The sequence below is a fragment of the Ruegeria atlantica genome (genome assembly GCF_947495585.1).
Taxonomy (GTDB): domain Bacteria; phylum Pseudomonadota; class Alphaproteobacteria; order Rhodobacterales; family Rhodobacteraceae; genus Ruegeria; species Ruegeria atlantica_G.
In genome coordinates this window covers 65,117-81,756 of the sequence record NZ_CANLZK010000016.1, presented here as the reverse complement: position 1 = coordinate 81,756, position 16,640 = coordinate 65,117, and the positions used below count along the sequence as shown (strand labels likewise).

General features: G+C 51.8%; 14 protein-coding genes and 1 pseudogene. 5 read left to right on the top strand and 10 right to left on the bottom strand.

Annotation, left to right across the window (positions count from 1 at the left end):
- The 3 genes and pseudogenes from QMP16_RS20700 to QMP16_RS20690 all read right to left on the bottom strand — a co-directional run.
- Positions 1-2,579 (bottom strand): annotated as a pseudogene (locus QMP16_RS20700) (hypothetical protein); the annotation flags it as partial.
- Positions 2,580-2,601: 22 nt separating this feature from the next.
- Entirely contained in the window at positions 2,602-3,009 is a 408-nt protein-coding gene (locus QMP16_RS20695) for a toxin-activating lysine-acyltransferase (RefSeq protein WP_282153919.1), read from the bottom strand.
- Between the two features lie 2 nt (positions 3,010-3,011).
- Positions 3,012-4,421 carry a hypothetical protein gene (locus QMP16_RS20690; protein WP_282153918.1) on the bottom strand — a complete coding sequence of 470 codons (1,410 nt, stop codon included), beginning with the start codon at positions 4,419-4,421 and terminating at the stop codon, positions 3,012-3,014.
- A gap of 365 nt (positions 4,422-4,786) precedes the next feature.
- Between QMP16_RS20690 and QMP16_RS20685 the strand changes: the two genes are divergently transcribed.
- The 4 genes from QMP16_RS20685 (at position 4,787) to QMP16_RS20670 (ending at position 7,272) form a co-directional block, all read left to right on the top strand.
- Positions 4,787-5,344 carry an RNA 2'-phosphotransferase gene (locus QMP16_RS20685; protein ID WP_282153917.1) on the top strand — a complete coding sequence of 186 codons (558 nt, stop codon included), beginning with the start codon at positions 4,787-4,789 and terminating at the stop codon, positions 5,342-5,344.
- A 750-nt stretch (positions 5,345-6,094) separates the two neighbouring features.
- Complete coding sequence (locus QMP16_RS20680; RefSeq protein WP_282153916.1) at positions 6,095-6,538, top strand: MarR family winged helix-turn-helix transcriptional regulator; 444 nt, start codon at positions 6,095-6,097, stop codon at positions 6,536-6,538.
- Positions 6,539-6,549: 11 nt separating this feature from the next.
- Positions 6,550-6,927, top strand: a complete 378-nt coding sequence (locus QMP16_RS20675; protein WP_282153915.1) for a hypothetical protein — start codon at positions 6,550-6,552, stop codon at positions 6,925-6,927.
- Positions 6,928-6,957: 30 nt separating this feature from the next.
- Positions 6,958-7,272 (top strand): monooxygenase, encoded by a 315-nt coding sequence (locus tag QMP16_RS20670; RefSeq protein WP_170347533.1) that lies wholly within the window; start codon positions 6,958-6,960, stop codon positions 7,270-7,272.
- Positions 7,273-7,357: 85 nt separating this feature from the next.
- Here QMP16_RS20670 and QMP16_RS20665 read toward each other — a convergent pair whose 3' ends face one another.
- From QMP16_RS20665 to QMP16_RS20645, 5 genes are all read right to left on the bottom strand, one after another.
- The gene (locus QMP16_RS20665) at positions 7,358-8,170 is read right to left on the bottom strand and encodes a nucleotidyltransferase domain-containing protein (protein WP_282153914.1); all 813 of its coding nucleotides are present in this window, start codon (positions 8,168-8,170) and stop codon (positions 7,358-7,360) included.
- A 111-nt stretch (positions 8,171-8,281) separates the two neighbouring features.
- Entirely contained in the window at positions 8,282-10,099 is a 1,818-nt protein-coding gene (locus QMP16_RS20660; RefSeq protein WP_282153913.1) for a TniQ family protein, read from the bottom strand.
- Complete coding sequence (locus QMP16_RS20655; protein ID WP_282153912.1) at positions 10,096-11,139, bottom strand: TniB family NTP-binding protein; 1,044 nt, start codon at positions 11,137-11,139, stop codon at positions 10,096-10,098. The genes QMP16_RS20660 and QMP16_RS20655 overlap by 4 nt, the downstream gene beginning before the upstream one ends.
- Entirely contained in the window at positions 11,084-13,294 is a 2,211-nt protein-coding gene (locus QMP16_RS20650; protein WP_282153911.1) for a DDE-type integrase/transposase/recombinase, read from the bottom strand. The genes QMP16_RS20655 and QMP16_RS20650 overlap by 56 nt, the downstream gene beginning before the upstream one ends.
- A complete protein-coding gene (locus QMP16_RS20645) occupies positions 13,291-13,986 on the bottom strand; it encodes a hypothetical protein (RefSeq protein ID WP_282153910.1) in 696 nt (231 codons plus the stop codon). Before QMP16_RS20645 ends, QMP16_RS20650 begins: the two co-directional genes overlap by 4 nt.
- Positions 13,987-14,796: 810 nt before the next feature.
- Here QMP16_RS20645 and QMP16_RS20640 point away from each other — a divergent pair.
- Complete coding sequence (locus QMP16_RS20640) at positions 14,797-15,375, top strand: hypothetical protein (protein ID WP_282153909.1); 579 nt, start codon at positions 14,797-14,799, stop codon at positions 15,373-15,375.
- 435 nt (positions 15,376-15,810) lie between these two features.
- Here the strand turns inward: QMP16_RS20640 and QMP16_RS20635 are convergent, their stop codons facing one another.
- Together QMP16_RS20635 and QMP16_RS20630 are read right to left on the bottom strand one after the other, a co-directional pair.
- On the bottom strand, positions 15,811-16,275 hold the full coding sequence (locus QMP16_RS20635; RefSeq protein WP_282153908.1) for a CoA-binding protein: 465 nt from the start codon (positions 16,273-16,275) through the stop codon (positions 15,811-15,813).
- A gap of 3 nt (positions 16,276-16,278) precedes the next feature.
- The gene (locus QMP16_RS20630) at positions 16,279-16,638 is read right to left on the bottom strand and encodes a 2Fe-2S iron-sulfur cluster-binding protein (protein ID WP_432653425.1); all 360 of its coding nucleotides are present in this window, start codon (positions 16,636-16,638) and stop codon (positions 16,279-16,281) included.
- Positions 16,639-16,640: the final 2 nt, after the last annotated feature.

The following is a 16,640-nucleotide window of genomic DNA, read 5'->3' as shown; positions in this document are numbered from 1 at the left end:
TCGTCACCATCTCCAAGCGAATAGCGATACGTGTCAGCACCCTCACCACCACGCAAATGATCATCACCAGTAAGGCCTTCGATGGTGTTGGCCCCACTGTCGCCATAGAGGAAGTCAGCATGAGCGGACCCAATGAGCCCTTCGATTTCGGTGAACGTTTCAATGCCACCGCTGATCTTTGCCTCTCCGGTTTCTAGGGACGCGATTACACCAAGTGTCGAGTGCCGGTACGATGCACGGTCATGTCCTGCACCACCAATGAAGGTATCAAAACCACCGCCACCGTGCAGAATGTCATCACCTTCGTCACCATACAGAACGTCATCACTCGCGATTGATGTATTCGTGCCGAGATCGCCATAGATCGTGTCATCACCGGCGTTGCCGTGCAGAATGTCGTCGCCTCCACGGCCATAGATGATGTCATTTCCATCCAGACCCTCAATGAGGTTGACATTATCATCCCCAATGATGCCGTCGCTGAACTGTGAACCCCGGATGTTTTCGATATTGGTGTATTGGTCGCCAACTGCGTCGCCCAAAGACCCGGTACCAGCGCTTAGATCCACCGAGACACTTGTTCCGCTGTCATCAAACGTGAGAGTGTCTGTTCCAGCACCTCCATCAATGGTATCCGCCCCCGCACCACCGCTGATCAGGTCATTGCCAGCACCACCCTGGATGTTGTCCGCGCCGCCGTAGGTTCTGATCTCGTCTTCACCCCCGCCGCCGGAAATCGTGTCGTCACCGTCAGAGGTCAGAATAAGATTATCGCTGGCGTCGCCGGAATAATCATAGGCCTCGTTCAAACCCGCGGCCTCTCCCGCAATGATTGTGGCGAGCCAGCTTTTGGCCAGTGCACTGTCCGGAGATGTCTCAATGAGCGTGTTTATCGCTGCCGTATTGTTCAGATAGTAGTGGTAATCAGCCGCCATTTTCACGCGCGTGAACAACAAGGAATGCGCTTGTTGTTTCGAAAGCCCCGCAATTTCATTCTCAATATCGTCAAGGTTCAATGCCCTCAGGACTTTGAGATCTCCATCGGAAGCCGACATATGACGCAGTGCATCAACAACAGTCGCGAAGACAACGTCGCCGCTGCCCATGTCATAGTTGTTGCCATCCCCGTTTCGTAGATGCTCCTCGTGATGCCCAATCGTAATTGAGTAACCGTTTGCATAGGAAATATCCGTCGACTGCATCAGATCGGAGAACTGCTTTATCTGATCCGAAACAGTTTCTCCAAGAGAACGGGCGAGGTCTTCATTACCGCCGTCGTCAGAGTCAATTCCGTCAATAATCCAACTGCCGCTCGCTTCATCATAAATCAAGTCAGCAAAGGCTTCGGGGTCTTTGTCGAATAGAGCATCGATTATTTTTGTGACCGCAAATGCAATGACCTGAACCACAATTAGTTGAGGAATAAACTGCAATCCGGCGACAAACTTAAGTGACCCCGCAAATATCTGCGCGAGGGACCCCGCAAATGCCCCTTCCGGCGTCTCTGCTGCTGGAATGACATCATCGAGGACAATGTTCAGTGCGACACTGATCAGAGACTGGGGAGACAGGAAGTTGAACAGGTCAGGATCGTAGGCTTGTCCAAGCGCGGACTCGGCTCCAAACACATTATCGATTAAGGTGTCTACGCCATACTCGAGGACATTATTGATGCCCTCGGTTACGAGGGTAGCCATAATCTGTTCGGGTATGCTGTCTATGTCAGTTGATGAGAAGATCTCTCCCATAATCAACTGACTGACCAATGACACTGTTGAGTCGATACCGCTCACTGCAAGGTCGATCCCAAAATCGGACCAGGCGTCGGTGATCATTGTATTGACGGCTTCACCGTTGGTTTCCGCATAAAGAATGCTGTGATGAATAGCGTTGATGCCACCTTCAGCAATGTTCTGGATAATGGCGTCGATCAGAGTGCCGGCCGCCAACCGCTCCAAATGCGATTCCGCTCCAATAGCGTTCAGAATAAACGGCGTTGCAACGTTCGCGACGCTTCCGCCAACTTCATCACCGTAAAGCCAGTAGTTATCGTGGATATGAATGTCGACTAGTTCGTTTTCACCGGTCGCAGGATCGGTTTTATAAATATGCTCTTGCTTCAGATAGAATCTGGTTACTCGCTCCCCATTTACTATTTCACCTAGCTCGTAAGTGGATTCAACAATGGTTGTCGGTTCGTTGGGCGGCGACCAAGAAACAGTTTTCCACTTACCTCCATCTGGTGTCTCAGACTCCCACACCAGACGCCCCTGCGCGTCCTCATAAAGTGCCGTCAGCGTTCCATGAGTGCCAGGTTCATAAAATGACAGCGTTGATGTGTTGTGGACCCTATACCCGCCCGCAATGTAGGTATGAGTACCCTCAACTTCGAAGTTGTAGACAGTGTGCCGCGCAGGTTTTGGACCCAATTCCTCCGGCAATATTGCACTGGAGATCGCTTCATTGGTGCACTGGTCAAGCACGAACGCAGATCGGAAATTCCCGTCTAAGCAGAGAAATTCATCAGAATTTGGACGCACTTCTACTGCGCCGCGCGCACGCTGCGTTTCAACTTGCATTTTACCGTCCCCATGACCGCGTTTATGCGGCTTTCAAAATTTCCGTTATGAACTGTTCTTTTATTTTCACTGCTGGCGCGAAAGGCGACACGCATTCGACAACAATCAGTTTGGGACCAGACCGCCACTCTTCGAGTTTGAGTGCAGTCTTTTCCCCACTATCCCAAGCCGCCTTGATCTCTTCGGACACTGTCGCCCACGAGATAAACGCAACGGGCATGCCGTCTTTTCGAATAAGTTTAAATTGTTTGAACAAAATCGCTGGCAACACGCGCTCATCCAATGTTGAAAACGGAAGATCCTTGTGTTCCTTCGACATCGACATCAGCCAGCTTGCGATACCGAGAAAAACGCCAAATTCATCAGGCTTGAGCGATCCAGAACCGCCAACACCCAACGGGCGCCCATCCAGTTTTTCCTTGTCCGACATTGTCAATGGTACCTTTCCGCCGTCTGCTTCAGTCGCCCGGCAATCAACTCTGAGGGGCTGCCTTCCCATTCTCCGCTTGTCAGGATGTCTTCCAAGGTCTCGCGACTTCGTCGGAGAATGTAGTCCTGAGGCCTGGGGAGCGGACCGAACCAATTCAGGGGTGTTGCGCTGCTACCATCAGCCGAGACGAGGCCCGTTGCCACATCAAACTCCAATCCCTGAGATCGGATGCAATCCAACACAGAAACGGCAACACCGTCTTTGTCGAACAACAGAGTCCCGACCCGCATTTGACCGGACTTGAGTTTACCTGCGTGCAGGTCCTCAGAAGTCTCCGCGTAAGACACCTCGACCATTTGATCTTCCAGATCACCAACCGGCTTATTGGTCGACATTCGGATCAACTCGCCACATTCGCGCACCAGAGCGCCGTCGCTCAACAGAATGTCAATGATCGGAATATGACGGCCCGCAAACCGACCGTCACCGCAAAGCGTCACATGCCCAGGTGTCACCTTCAATCCGTGCACATCGAGAAGATGAGACACTTCGTTCTTAAAGGTGCGAACAACACGGCCCGGGACGAGGTTGCCGTCCGCATCATACGACGTGACAATGTCACCGACACAAATAGTTTCAATAGTCTTTGACTTGCCACACCAAATTGCGACATGTGTACCCGACGCAAAACACTCCGAGAATGATTGTCTGACAGAAGAGACTCCGTCGCTACTCAGCTTGTTTCTGCTAAGTTGGTTGGTTAGTAGATCTTCAAAAAATTCATCACCCGTTACATCTTGCACTTCAATATCTGACCGCTTTATTCCGGCTCTTTCAAGCGCTTGCATAGTCCTAGTATTCAGTATTAGTGTTTTCCCATCTCGCACAATCGTCTGAACTTTAATATCAGATACACTTACATCACCCTTGATGATTGCATTGGCGAGATCGTCAATGGTTTTAATAGAGTACCCTGCAAGTTTTGAGTAGATCTCCCGACCTTCATCACTAAAAAATTTGTTGTACGTTTTTTGCGCGAAATTTGCTGATGCTGGAAGCCCTTTTTTTACGATCCCGATTGCAGCGCCGCCTGCCGACAAAGCAACGGATTCAATAATTGAACCGTATAGGTCCCAGTTATTAATGTACTCCTCATGAAAACTAATATTTGATTCTAGACGATTTTTGGTATCGACGTACTCATTGGCCGTTAAGTCGCAAGCCTCGGGATTCGCTAAGCAAGCGTTTCGCCTGTCTTCCAGCGCAGCTAACGCCGCGTGCTGCTCTAAGATGTAGGTGGCCCTGTCATCAGGATCAAACAGAGGGCGATTGAGCCAACTCAAAATATCATTGTAAGTATCTGTCAAAGCGCCCATAAAGTATTCCATCACACTAGAGGTCAGAATGCTCATAGATCAACCGAAAGATGTATCAGTTGTCAAGCTGTATGACTTGGATACCCCTGGCCACGGCGTAGACCGCCTTTGGTTTGAGAGGGCTGGAACAAGTCTTTGGGTACACTTTCAACTTTCCGATGTAGCCGTGGAAAAGCGTTGCATAAGGTTTTTCGGCACCCAGCTCGTTCACTTTAGGACTGAGCCATTTAGTACCGGCTTTATCAGTGAGAGCTACGATTGCTTGTGTGAATGCGTCGAAAGCCAATGGTTAGCCGATCTAGACAAAAGGACCATAAAATCTAGACTTCATTTCTATGTCTTATACTTTAGCAACTGCGGCTATCTGGAAGTCGCTGCAGAAGACTACGAGGTGTCGACAATTGAATGATGCAAGACTAAATGAGCTTAGCAAAATCCTTTCACACGCCTTAAGGCATTGCCCTGAAGCATACAATGTAACGATGGATAAATCTGGTTGGGTGAACCTCGATGAGTTACTCAACTCAATTCGTTGTGCTAATAAGAACTTTAGTGATTTATCCGAACGAGACGTACATGACGCGCTAAACCGGGGAAAAAGGGCACGCCACGAAATAAAAAACAAAAAAATTAGAGCTATGTATGGTCATTCAATTCAAATTGAAGCCAATTCCAAAGATATTGGTGTCCCTCCAGTTTTCCTCTTCCATGGAACGCCCGAAAAAAACGTAGAAAAAATCCAAACTGAAGGGTTGCTCTCCATGGAACGAATTCTGGTACATCTATTTGAATCGAAATCCGATGCTATCCAAAAAGCAATGCGAAAATCAAACCACGTCGCCTGCTTTCAAGTTGATACTGTTCGTGCCATTGGATTAGGGGTGAAGTTCTATAAAAAAGAAGCCGGACTTTGGGTAGCTACCGATATAGATAATAGCGCACTGCACATAATATCTTAACTTAGATGCCCAAGGGCAGGCTTCACAACCAGTATGTGATAGGCGCTGAAGGTATTCAGCTTTGCAATCGCTCTCGTCGCCGCTGTCATATTCCGGCTTTGAAGCAAGGACGTGGCCTGACCCTCAAACGCCCAAAAATAGTACCGATTGAAAGCCTAAAGTGGGTATGCTGCGGTTTGATACCGCCCCTTCATAAAATTTATTGCGACAAAAACCCACTTCTGGATTTCTCCGAACTCGGCAGACGCAACTGCTTGCAAGCAAAGTACTTTCCTAACTTGCGCACACTTAGTTAATGGCACCTGAGTAACCAGACCCATGAAGCGCTGAGATTGCAGGAGAAGCTGCGCAGTGGGGCGGATCAAGTGCGGTGAAGGGGATGATGACGAATGCGTCTAGGCCCATCCTGCTAGCCAAATGTCCGACAATTTGGTTCCTTCTCTTCCGAGCACACCATGTAGTCAGGGAGCGCGCGCGAACAACCTCCGGCAGAAACTATTCGCCGTAACGAACTGCGTATATCGCAGTATGGGTGTTATGTGAAGCGATCTCTGGTTGAGTGTCGGCCGATCTGCGAATCTCTCGCACAATCACTCCAATCTGCCTGGCAACAGACATTGATCCCGTATGCAGAGAACGTCAGCGATGAACCCAAATTTACACAATGCTGCACATCGAGCGATTGAGCGGTTTAGGTCAAATCTTTGGGGCACACTTGAATTTATCCCTAACTAGGGATATATGCGCGGCATGAGACACGAAAATCAAACCCGAGAGAACCAAGCCCTGGTGCTCGCCCTGCTTCGCAGCCAACAATTGTTCATGCGCGCGATGGTTCCAGCGTTTCGTTCGGCGGGGCTTACCGCGCCGCAATGGGACGCACTTGAAACGCTAAGCAACAAGGGTCCGTTGTCGATCAATGATTTGATGCGACTGACCCTATCTACCTCTGGCAATCTGGATGTGGTCGTCAAAAACCTGATCCAGGCCGGATTGGTGGAAAAGAGCGTCGATGAAACTGACAGGCGCGCACGCGTTCTGCGCCTGACCGCAGCGGGGCATCAAAAAGTGGCCGAATTCCTGCCAATCCACAATCAAGCTCTGGACCAGATATTCGGAGATCTCAGCGCGCAGGATAAGCGCCAGACGGTTAAGACACTCAACCAGCTCCGAAAAAAGCTGCCTCAACCTTAGAAAGACCTGTCATGACAAACAAAACCTTCCTGACCGCGCATGGCGTGATCTACATGTTTTTCGCACTCGCGCTGTTCTTTGCCCCGGCCATCCTCTGGCCGAACTACGGCCTGCAGTTGAACGACCAATATGCGATGTTCCTGTCACAGCATAATTCGATCTTTCTGGGTGGCATCGGGATCATCAGTTTTTTGTTTCGGAATGCTGAACATGGCAGCGACGCCGCTCTGGCCATTCTTACCGGACTGATGTGGACCAATCTGCTTGGTGTCGTCATCACGTTTTATGCCTGCCTGACAGGGATTTTCACCGGGTTTGGTTGGTCCGACCCCATCTTCTTCGCCTTACTTGCGGTCCTGAGCTTCATCCAGCTTGGGAAGAACCGCTGAACCTCTACAACCTCGCAAAGGAACCTGAAAATGAGCACGCTGAAAATCTGGGACCTGCATATGACCTACGATGGTCCAATAACCGAAGAATTTCTCGCCGGAACCGAGCAACTAGCTGAGAGTATTGCGGAGGAGCCGGGAGTAATCTGGAAAATCTGGACTGTCGAAGATGGAACCAATCACTATGGGTCCACATACCTGTTTCGGAACCGCGAATATCTTGAAAGCTACAAGAGTATGCACCTGAAGCGACTTGAAGCGATTGGGATCACGGTGACCGCCGACCATGTGTTCGATATCATGGAGGATGTCAGCCGCATCAACAATGCACCGCTTGAAAGCTGACTTAAAAGAACCGGACATTGGCATGGTAAGAGTTGATGTCCGGTTTGTTGCGCAAACCGGACGCCTCGCACGGCTGAATGGCATCTTAAGCCTTGGCAAATTCCTTAACGATGTGCCTCAGCAAGCTATTACCCTCGGCCATGAGGTCGAGGCGATCTTCGTTCTTTTTCACCACGGCTGCCCACGCCATTTGATCGTGTATAAAATCGTCAACGATCGCTATGCGCTGCCCACGGCCCATTTCCTTGGTTTTGCTTTTCAGCGCCAACAACTCGTCAATATGCCCAATGAGGTTAGGTGACAGGTCCTGATCTTTAATGAGATCATGCAGGTTCATCGGCGGCGGCGTGTCTGGTATCTGCCTGATCCAGGAGATCGCCAAGGCGGGTCTCAATATGTAGAAATACGTTTTGAAGCTCACTTCCTGGCTCTCACCAACATGCTTGTCCCACTGTTTCTGTGCCAGATTGCGATAGTGGTGCAGACAGGATTCTCCGAACGTCGTCTTGGCTGCGAAGGCAATCAGCCTTTCACATGCCGCATCATTCCATCTGTACCTGGTAGGGCTGGACAACCATTCCAACATCACGGGGTTAGGTTTGATCAACAAACCAAGCGCTTTGCGAATATCCCACCCGTTTATGTCCCAATCGCCCTCAATGGGCAGTTCGATGACATCGCGACCGGGCTCAATACTCAGATACCAGTCTGGCCGATGTACATAGATGAAGCGTACATCGTAATCACTGTCGGGAGACGGGAAACCCCATGCACGGCTACCGCTTTCAATGGCGAACAGCACTCGGACATCATGATCCGCTTCTAAAGCGGTAAGCTTAGATTGGATGACCTGCTCGTTCTCAGGCGAAACGCTGGACGCGAATGTTAGACGGTTCATTGGGTTTCTCGCAGTATCAAGACGGCCATCTGGAAAGGTACATCATGGTTTTATTAACAAGACCTGGGGGAGCAACCGCGGCGCTGTGGCTACTGAAACCGTCGGATCAGATTAACTCGTTACTCTGTTCGCCAGTTCACGAACTATTCCCTTTGTCTCTTTCGGATAAGCGCGAACAAACCCGGCGTTACAGGGGATCGTCTCGATTTCTCTTCGGTCCAACGCCCGAGCCAAATGGATCGCTGCGAGCTCAATGTGCTCTGCCATTTGGCCAAGCGTCACATACACCTCTGCAAACGCCTGAATGCTCTCTTCAGTGATGTAGCACCGGTAGTGCTGCGTGTCCGGGTTTCGCGCTTTTATCTGCTTCAGATATCCACCATCCCTTAACCGTCGGATAGAACCGACGCTAATTCTCAGGCGTGCCGCCGCATCCTTAAGCGACAGATCGCCGGAAAACACACGCTCCGGTTTTTCCAAGGTCTCAGTGTAGTCGATCAGAATTCCTGCCAATCCATCCACGTCCGGGTCTCTTGATACACCGGTCAGTCGGCCTGTTGCCCAATCGGCGACAACGCGAGCCAGGGGCAACCAGCTCTGTTGGCAGTATTCTGCGAGGGGCAGCCTATGACGAGCCGGTGATGCAACGTGCAAGCCTTCAAGCTGTGTCAGCAAGGTCTGCACAGAGGAGGATGACACATAGCGCAGAGACGTTCCAAAACGATGGGCTTCCAGAACATTCTGCCGGATCAGCGACTTCACCTGGACCGGATGGATATTGAGCTGCGTCGCGGTGGATTTGATATTCTGCAACCCGGACCAGAAGTCGAGCACGGCAGCCAGATCCTCATGGCTGACATCCTTCATATCTGACAGGTCGCTCGCGTTTTTACCGCGAAGATGGGCAAGAATGCCTCGCACCCGAACCTCTCCAACCCCATGTAGCTCCCGCACGCGTTCAAGTGTGATGAGTTTGGGTGCTGAGATTTCCGTACCCAGAACTTTCGCGCCGGTCTGCAGCGGATAGTTCTCCCGAACGAATTCCTGCACGCAAGCCCTGAGCTCCGCTGTTGCCGGGTCCTCTTCCGTGTCTTTCAGCCAGGTATAGAATTCGCCCATATCTGTTGTGAAATAAGACCGCTTGGAGGAAGACCGACGCCTTGCACGTTCCAACTCAGATTTCAGGTTTTCCGGTCCACTCTTCAGGACCTCGAACCCGGCCGACATGGCGGCGCGCTCCAGATCGAAGTCCAGGTCCGAGCGGCTCACGCCGCGATCCATGGCAAGTGTCATGCCTAATGTCAGAGCGGCTTGATGAAGATGCGTCAGGTCCAAAGAGTCCAACCAGTCACCACAAACCCCATTCTTGATACGGCGGCTCAGGTAAGTTTCAAACGAGGATCGCCCATGCGTTTTTGCGACCTGAGCGGCCTCCAAGATCAGATCCCTATGACGCGCCACTTGTTCAATCACGTCATAGGTGAGATGTGCATGCGGTGCATTGGGAAGCTGGAGTAACGGAACGCCGTGTTTGGCACAGGTCCCGATCGGCAGCACCAACCACTCGAGAAGTTGAAACGCGCTCCCGGGACCAGAAGCCTCCATAGCCTCCACAATACATCTCGGACAAATGCGGATGGTTGCACGCCGTAGCGTACCATTGGTGGCTGATGACAGCCCGACGAGATACCGGCAGGGACCAATCAACCTGGCCGCTCCTTGATCCAGTGTGTTAAGCGGCACACTGGTTAGCAGTGACAACGTCTCCAACTGGTCCAAATGCGCCGAGCAGATATGGGGCCATCGCATTCCAAGATCCGAGCAGAAATCACGGGGCGTGCTCGTGAACAGTCGGGCCAACCGAGCAACGTAACTTGACGGGGTCTCCCCTTCTGTGAAGGGGAGAATTGGATTCAGCAGGGGCCTCATGCATCTTCTCCATCTTCAGGCCCGTCTCCGTCGTCCAGGAGCTTTCTTGGATTGATGCGCCCGTAGTCCTCAGCGATGAAGACATTCATCCAGGCTTCAGCTCCATTCCGTTCGCTGTAGACCTCAGCAAAATGCCGAATACCCAGTTTTGCTTCGAACCCTTCTGTAAACAGCGCATGTGAAACCGCGAGGACAACAATCTCGGCCAAGAGTCCAAACTGATAGTCCGCCGCATGAATCAACCGCATGGCAAATGCCTCGTTCCTAACCGAAGCATCTACATCGATCTGCGCCCGATCAGCGTATCTTTGAACGATCTTGATGACATGCTCGACATCGCGCACCGCGTGCAATCGTTTGAATTCGATTGGATCAACCCGCCGAGCGAGCTGTGCATCCTGATTTACGATTTTCTTGAGATCCGGCATCCCGGACAGCAGCAGCCCTACCGGCCAGACGGAGTTTTCCATCAGGGACTTCAGCGTGTTGACCACTGACTGGCGCTCTTTTTCGGTTTGGTAACGAGCCAAATCTTGTGCCTCGTCGAAACCAAGAAAGAGCGTCCGCCGCAATTTGAGTTGCACTTTGACCTGATCCCAGATTGCCGGACCTTGCTTGTTGCCAGCGTAGGGGTATCCCAGCGCCCGAAGCGTAGCTGCCCCAACGAACTTCATAGTTGCCGGGCTTGGCACCTGAAGGTCAACAAACTCGCAGAATTCCTTCTCCGGGTCCGTCGCCAACGCGTGCCTGTATTTATGCTTGAGATACCGCACGGCAGTAGTTTTTCCGCTCCCGGATGGCCCCACCAGCATGATGCTTCGTGCTTGGAATGCGACACCATCGGCCTCATCGGCGCGTCGCTGTTCAAGAATGCTGCCAAAACGCGCATCTAGCTTGTCGTATTCTGATAGCGGGATGTAGAGCTGTCTCAAGCTTTGCACGGTTTTGCGAATGATCTTGTCAAACTGAAACTTTTTGCTGTGCTTATTCATCGCCCTTCTCCTCGGTTTCCTGGGAATCGTCTGATCTGCTCCGATCACCATCGTCGTCCTCGAGTTCATCACTGAAGAGCCATTCCCTCTCGTTCTCCTCTGTCAGTATTGGCTCCTCATCGGGCAGCGGGCCGGGAAGGTAGGGAATTTCATCTGATAGGAAACCAACGTCCGGATCAGGTATTGCCGTCTTTTTGTCAGAGGCAATCTCCGGATCAGAACCTAAAGACAGACCCCAAAACGTCTCTTTCTGCGCACGTCTGATCTGATCGCTGGTGAGCTTGATCGGGCCAAGCTGCCGCGCTGCGCATTGCTCAGCGTCGATCTCCTTGATCCTGCGAATGGCACGGTCCACCACACTCTGAGTCAAACTGGCGGCCGCGCGATTGTTCTGACGCAGTTCAAAGACTGACCGCTCCCAGGAGGCGAACGATACCCCTTCGAGCCCTTCGATTCTTGCGCCCAGCGTAGACCACCCACTGTGTTTTCCGCTCTCTAACCAGACAGAAATGTGCCCCATATTTTCGGGATCGATACTGACTTCGACACTCTGTTGACCGTATTTTTGGAAATGTTCCGCCAGACGTTTGGAATGATAGTTCACGCCGTTTATCAGGACACCGTGCCGGCCAGTCTCACGATTGAATTTCAGCCCCAGGATATGACGGAGCTTGTGCTTGCTCATCGGGGGAGACCAGCCGAACTCGCTGACCAGCTTGTCCCACATGTTGTTTGGTGTTGCGTATTCCAAACCCCGGTGATTGCGATTGTGGTAGACATCGACGGTGAACCGCACCAGCAACTCCAGGATACTCTCGGCGGTATGCACCGCGTATTTCTCCGATGGATAATCCCCTCTTTCTCGTGGATTGGAAAAGGTGCGCCCGGTCAGATAAGGCATCAACAAAGTCGCCATCGAGCGGAACAAGCGCTCGATAACTCCCCTCAATTTGGGAACCCCAGCAGGTAGAACGGAATAGTCGATCGCCAAATCGGAAAGCGCAGCCTTGAAATCTGCGTTTACAAAGGCCGGTCCGTTGTCGACGACAACGTGATAGACATGTCCATGCTGCGACCAGGATGTTTCACACCCCAATTGGGACGCGAGCATGGTCTTGTCTCGCATGGCCATCCAGACAACTGCTTTCGCATCTTCGGCACTTGGCTTGGTCGAAAGTTTGAGACCGAGTATCGAGCGGCTGGCGACATCAATGGCGGCGCATACCCAGTAGCGGCCAAGCTCAAGATCACGCAGACTCGGATGGGTGATATCGGCCCCTGCGCCTTGCAAGATCGACATGAGATCAATTTCCCATTCATCCATTTCGACGCGCAGCAGTGGTGCGTGAAGCTTGATGCCGCCAGTATGGGCGCCCAGCTTGTTCTTGGCATGCGCGACGCCGTTGCGCGCGGCCTCGACTTCAAACCGATCCAACTCGTTGATGCGCCGTTCAATCGTGCTCTGGGAGGCTTCCAAAAGAAGGTCTTCGCCAGCAAAGCCAAGGGCAGTGTTCTTTCGCCGCACTTCAGCATTTACGGCTTCCAACACTTGAGAAGGGTAGATCTCGTTGGGGTGAAGGTAGTTTGAGAGCTCAAGCTGAATGATCGCTTCAACCTGGGGCTGGACGCGCTTTCCGTTTTGACCGTTAAAGATCGATTTTTTGACGAAGATCATCGGATCTCTGGTCTTTTCCCACTCACGGTATTTTTTCATAATGCTACTGCGACCGGGCACATAGGAGAGCAATGCGGGATCAACCCCCTCGCCATTCATGCCTTTGAGCAGACCATCGCGGAGCTTCTGCTGTACGCGTTCCTGCAGCTTCGGCAGAAACTCAGGCCACCGCTTTGATGATCTGTTGAACCACTCTTCGTCTTCACCCTCACTCATCGATTCACACCAGGCCTCGCCAATAAACGCCCTGAACTGGGTCTTCAGAGACAAACGCGAGAGCAACGCACGCCCAGCCCGCGCCCGGCGTGCAGCCTGTCGATCGGAGAAATAGCCATATTCGATTGAGAAATGCCCATCTTCGAGCAAACTCGCGAGCTCCGCATGGGTAAAGGTCAGAGGTACAGCTCCCGTTTGCTTTGCCAGCAGGGTCAGCGTGTAATCCGAGACCTTTTGAACAAAGTGAAGCTCACCCTTTCCAAGCACGGCATCTTCATGGCTGATGTTGAGTTGAAACTGGATATCTTTCATGGCTGATCCTTTCCGGGGGCAACGATTGTGTTGATGGAGATGAGTTCACGCGTGTTGGCCTGCAGCAGCCCCGCGTAGATGGCTCGGAAAGCCGCGCGGAACCCGCGCGCACCAAGATCCAAGGGATCAAGGAGTTCACCGATGGACAGTTCGTCTGTGAGACCAATCGTGCAATCGGCAACTAGCTCATCAGCTTCTTGGTCCGGGCAACGTCGAAAGAAATTCAGCAGCTCAGCGTTTTGGACTTCTTTTGGGTGGTGGTTCCGCTCTGTGATAAGGCAAACTTTGTCAGCAAATCCTTTAGGCAGATCGCGACGGATGGCTGTTAGCGTGCTTCGGAAGTTTAGCTTTTCGACCCGTTCCGCAGGTTTGACGGCCATCGCAACCTTGGATCCGTCCCGATACTCAGCCAGGTAGTCAAAGCGGTGCGTACGTTGTCGGCCAACAGCGTCGATATAGGCAACAGGACGAGGCTGATCATGCAGATTCCAAAGATTGGGATCTGCCAGCGCAAGAAGGCAGGTTGCCCGCTCATGTTGGCTGGCAGAGATAATCTGCCGCCAGTACATTTCGGCAGGCGTCATGGCCAAGGTGAAACCACGCACGGTGAATTTTGAGCGTGCAGGAAACATCAGCCCGGCCGTGGTTGGCTCGGGGGGACGATAGAAATCGTCGTCGTCATCTTTAGACATATCTCTTGCCGTGGCTGCGGACCTTGTCCGCGCCATTCGGCTCCTCTTCATTTGTGGAGACAAAAGGCGATCCGCCCGCTGAAACGATCAGCGCGGTTGACGGGTCACAAATTTTGGGTCATGAATGAGGTGCAAACGGGTTCTATTCATTTGCACCAAGCCCTTTGAGAGTTCCAGCTCTCGGGGGCTTTGCTTTTTCTAGGGGCTCATTTGTTGTTCTCCTTTCTTTGAAATGGCTAGAACCGCACGGAGACAGGTGCATCGATGACATCAGCCAAGGCTTGCTCGATGCGCGATTTCAGCAGTTTGCGTAAACTGGCAAGCTCACACCCAATAAACTTTGTCTGGCCTCTGTCTGAAACACAGGATCTCGGTCCTTTCCGGCTCACAAATGGGTCCCATCGCAACGCCACAACCTTTCCAGAACTAGGGATTTACGGCCTTTCCGGGCTTTGCCCATCAGCCACCTCTGATTGGGCGTAGCGCTCAGGAAACAGCTCCTCAACCGGCTGATTTAACACAGAAGCCAGGTACTTTTCGATTTTCTCCGAGCGGCTTTACCCAAGCGACACAGAGCTGACGGCGCTGGCTCCGACACCGATCCGTTGCGCTAGGTCCGTGAGCTTCAACCCTCTGATTTCTAGTTCACACTTGATCCGCGCGTGCCTTGCTCGGTCGATAGGGATATCGTTGTGTCTCATGACTTGACCTCGCGAATGGAGTCGATTTTTCAACTATCCCAAATAGATTTGATCGTGCGCACGGCAGTCAAATCTTTTAAACGCTGCACCAAATTGCAAAAACACCTTCTTGGAAGAATGGGAATGGAAAATGCGAGCTAAGGAGAAAGTCGCCTGTAGGCTCGCCCACGACATGTGGGAGGTTCAGAACAACTACAGAACTTTCCGGAAAATTGACCCGGCAGCGGTAGACCGCTCCGTTATTCGTTTGGTCGAAGATGGTGATCTCTTTACGACGGTCTGGCTGAAAGACACTAGAGGGTTGCCTTTTCAGTTCTCGTCTAAGTATCTCATTTCAGACTTTCATGCCGTAGAAACGCTCAAGGATCTACGTGCAAGGTACTATTGCTCTCGCAAGTCTCTTTGGAGGCTGCTTGATCAGCTGGGTTTGGATCCATGGGAACGCGCAATCAAGGACTATGAATCTCGTATACCTTTAGCGCAGATAGCAAAACGCCATGGGCTGAAGACAACGACACTTTCTGACGGCCTGAAGCATCGAGAAGTTCCAATTCGCTCAGGAAGACCTCCAATTCAACTCGATAGCACTGAAGTTCAAAAAGCGCTTCAAGACTGTCCTTCAGTTAACGAATTGAGCAGAAGGTTGCGGATTTCATGGGCTAAGGCAAAAGCAATAATGGGCACCTAAGAAGCGTAAAGAAGCCGTTTGATACCTAACGTTCCAGATTTGCAATATGCGATTAGACAAGTCGCATGTCTTTAGCGTTTCTACGTAGGCGTAAATCTGCGGTAAGAGCCCTTTCCAGACCTTGATCACGCCTCGGTCTTTCGCTCATGCGGCAGGTCGCGAACCACGTAGACCGGACATTCTCTGAGTGGCACGCAGATGGCGGTGACGCGGACAAAACTGCCGTTCACCGCCGCGCGGCGCTGGGACGTAGCCTGAATATCCGGTTCGCGGACAAGGTGGCCGTTGGTTCCTTAAACAAAACGGCCACCTTGGGTTTAGAGTATGCGGATTTCGCAATGCGGGCAGGATTACGTGTCTTCTCTTCCGTAAGCACAATATCTCAATTGGCACCCTTATTGGATGCTGAAGAGACCGCTACCAATCGAATTTCCATCATATCTTTAGGTCCAGGCGCGGCTTCCAAAACGGGCGGAAGAGTTCAATCTTGGGGCATCGGTTCATCACGACTTTAAGGCCCGCCGCTTCGGCGAGTTGCGCTGCTTTGTCGTCGTACACGCCGATTTGACCCCAAAGAACTTTTGCCCCGATTGCAATGGCCTTCTCGGCAAAGCCATAAAGCTCTTCTTTTGGGCGGAAGACGTCTACCATATCAACTTGCTTGTCGATCTCTTCCAGCGAATGGTAGACCTTGAGCCCTCTAATTTCCGAAACATTCGGGTTAGGATTCACCGGTAGGATATCATAGCCGATTTCACTCAGCTGTCGCAGAACGCCATAGCTGAATTTCGTTTTGTCTGCGCTAGCCCCCACCATTGCAATGGTTTTAACCGACTCCAGGATGTCGGCGAGGTATTTGGGGTCGTAATCGTAGATGCGGTCTATATCTGCCTCGGGCATCGGTTAACCTTCCTTCGGCGTCGCAATGTCAGCCTTGAGTTCGTGGGGTTTGAGAGGGTCGAGAAACGGATTGCGGTACAGCTTGTCATGGCTCTCGACCCCGATCTCAAGCGTGATGTCGGATGTCGGACGCGCGACGCAAAGGATGACATAGCCGTTCGCGATTTGTCGATTATTCAGCGCAACCTGTCGGCGTTGATCGATCGCGCCAGTCTGTAGTTTTGCCGCGCAGGTAATGCAGCCGCCATACTTGCACCCAAAAGGCAAGTCGACGCCCTGTTCTCTCAGCGTTTCCAGAAGTGGACGCCGCGCATCCACAAAGTATTGCGCGCCATCTCTGTTCGCGATCGTCACGGTATACATAG

What these genes read in the sequence shown, in the direction of transcription:
- QMP16_RS20695 (WP_282153919.1), bottom strand. Translation starts at nt 3,009, where the DNA reads ATGTCGGACAAGGAAAAACTGGATGGGCGCCCGTTGGGTGTTGGCGGT.
- QMP16_RS20690 (WP_282153918.1), bottom strand. Translation starts at nt 4,421, where the DNA reads ATGAGCATTCTGACCTCTAGTGTGATGGAATACTTTATGGGCGCTTTG.
- QMP16_RS20680 (WP_282153916.1), top strand. Translation starts at nt 6,095, where the DNA reads ATGAGACACGAAAATCAAACCCGAGAGAACCAAGCCCTGGTGCTCGCC.
- QMP16_RS20675 (WP_282153915.1), top strand. Translation starts at nt 6,550, where the DNA reads ATGACAAACAAAACCTTCCTGACCGCGCATGGCGTGATCTACATGTTT.
- QMP16_RS20670 (WP_170347533.1), top strand. Translation starts at nt 6,958, where the DNA reads ATGAGCACGCTGAAAATCTGGGACCTGCATATGACCTACGATGGTCCA.
- QMP16_RS20665 (WP_282153914.1), bottom strand. Translation starts at nt 8,170, where the DNA reads ATGAACCGTCTAACATTCGCGTCCAGCGTTTCGCCTGAGAACGAGCAG.
- QMP16_RS20660 (WP_282153913.1), bottom strand. Translation starts at nt 10,099, where the DNA reads ATGAGGCCCCTGCTGAATCCAATTCTCCCCTTCACAGAAGGGGAGACC.
- QMP16_RS20650 (WP_282153911.1), bottom strand. Translation starts at nt 13,294, where the DNA reads ATGAAAGATATCCAGTTTCAACTCAACATCAGCCATGAAGATGCCGTG.
- QMP16_RS20645 (WP_282153910.1), bottom strand. Translation starts at nt 13,986, where the DNA reads ATGTCTAAAGATGACGACGACGATTTCTATCGTCCCCCCGAGCCAACC.
- QMP16_RS20635 (WP_282153908.1), bottom strand. Translation starts at nt 16,275, where the DNA reads ATGCCCGAGGCAGATATAGACCGCATCTACGATTACGACCCCAAATAC.
- QMP16_RS20630 (WP_432653425.1), bottom strand. Translation starts at nt 16,638, where the DNA reads ATGTATACCGTGACGATCGCGAACAGAGATGGCGCGCAATACTTTGTG.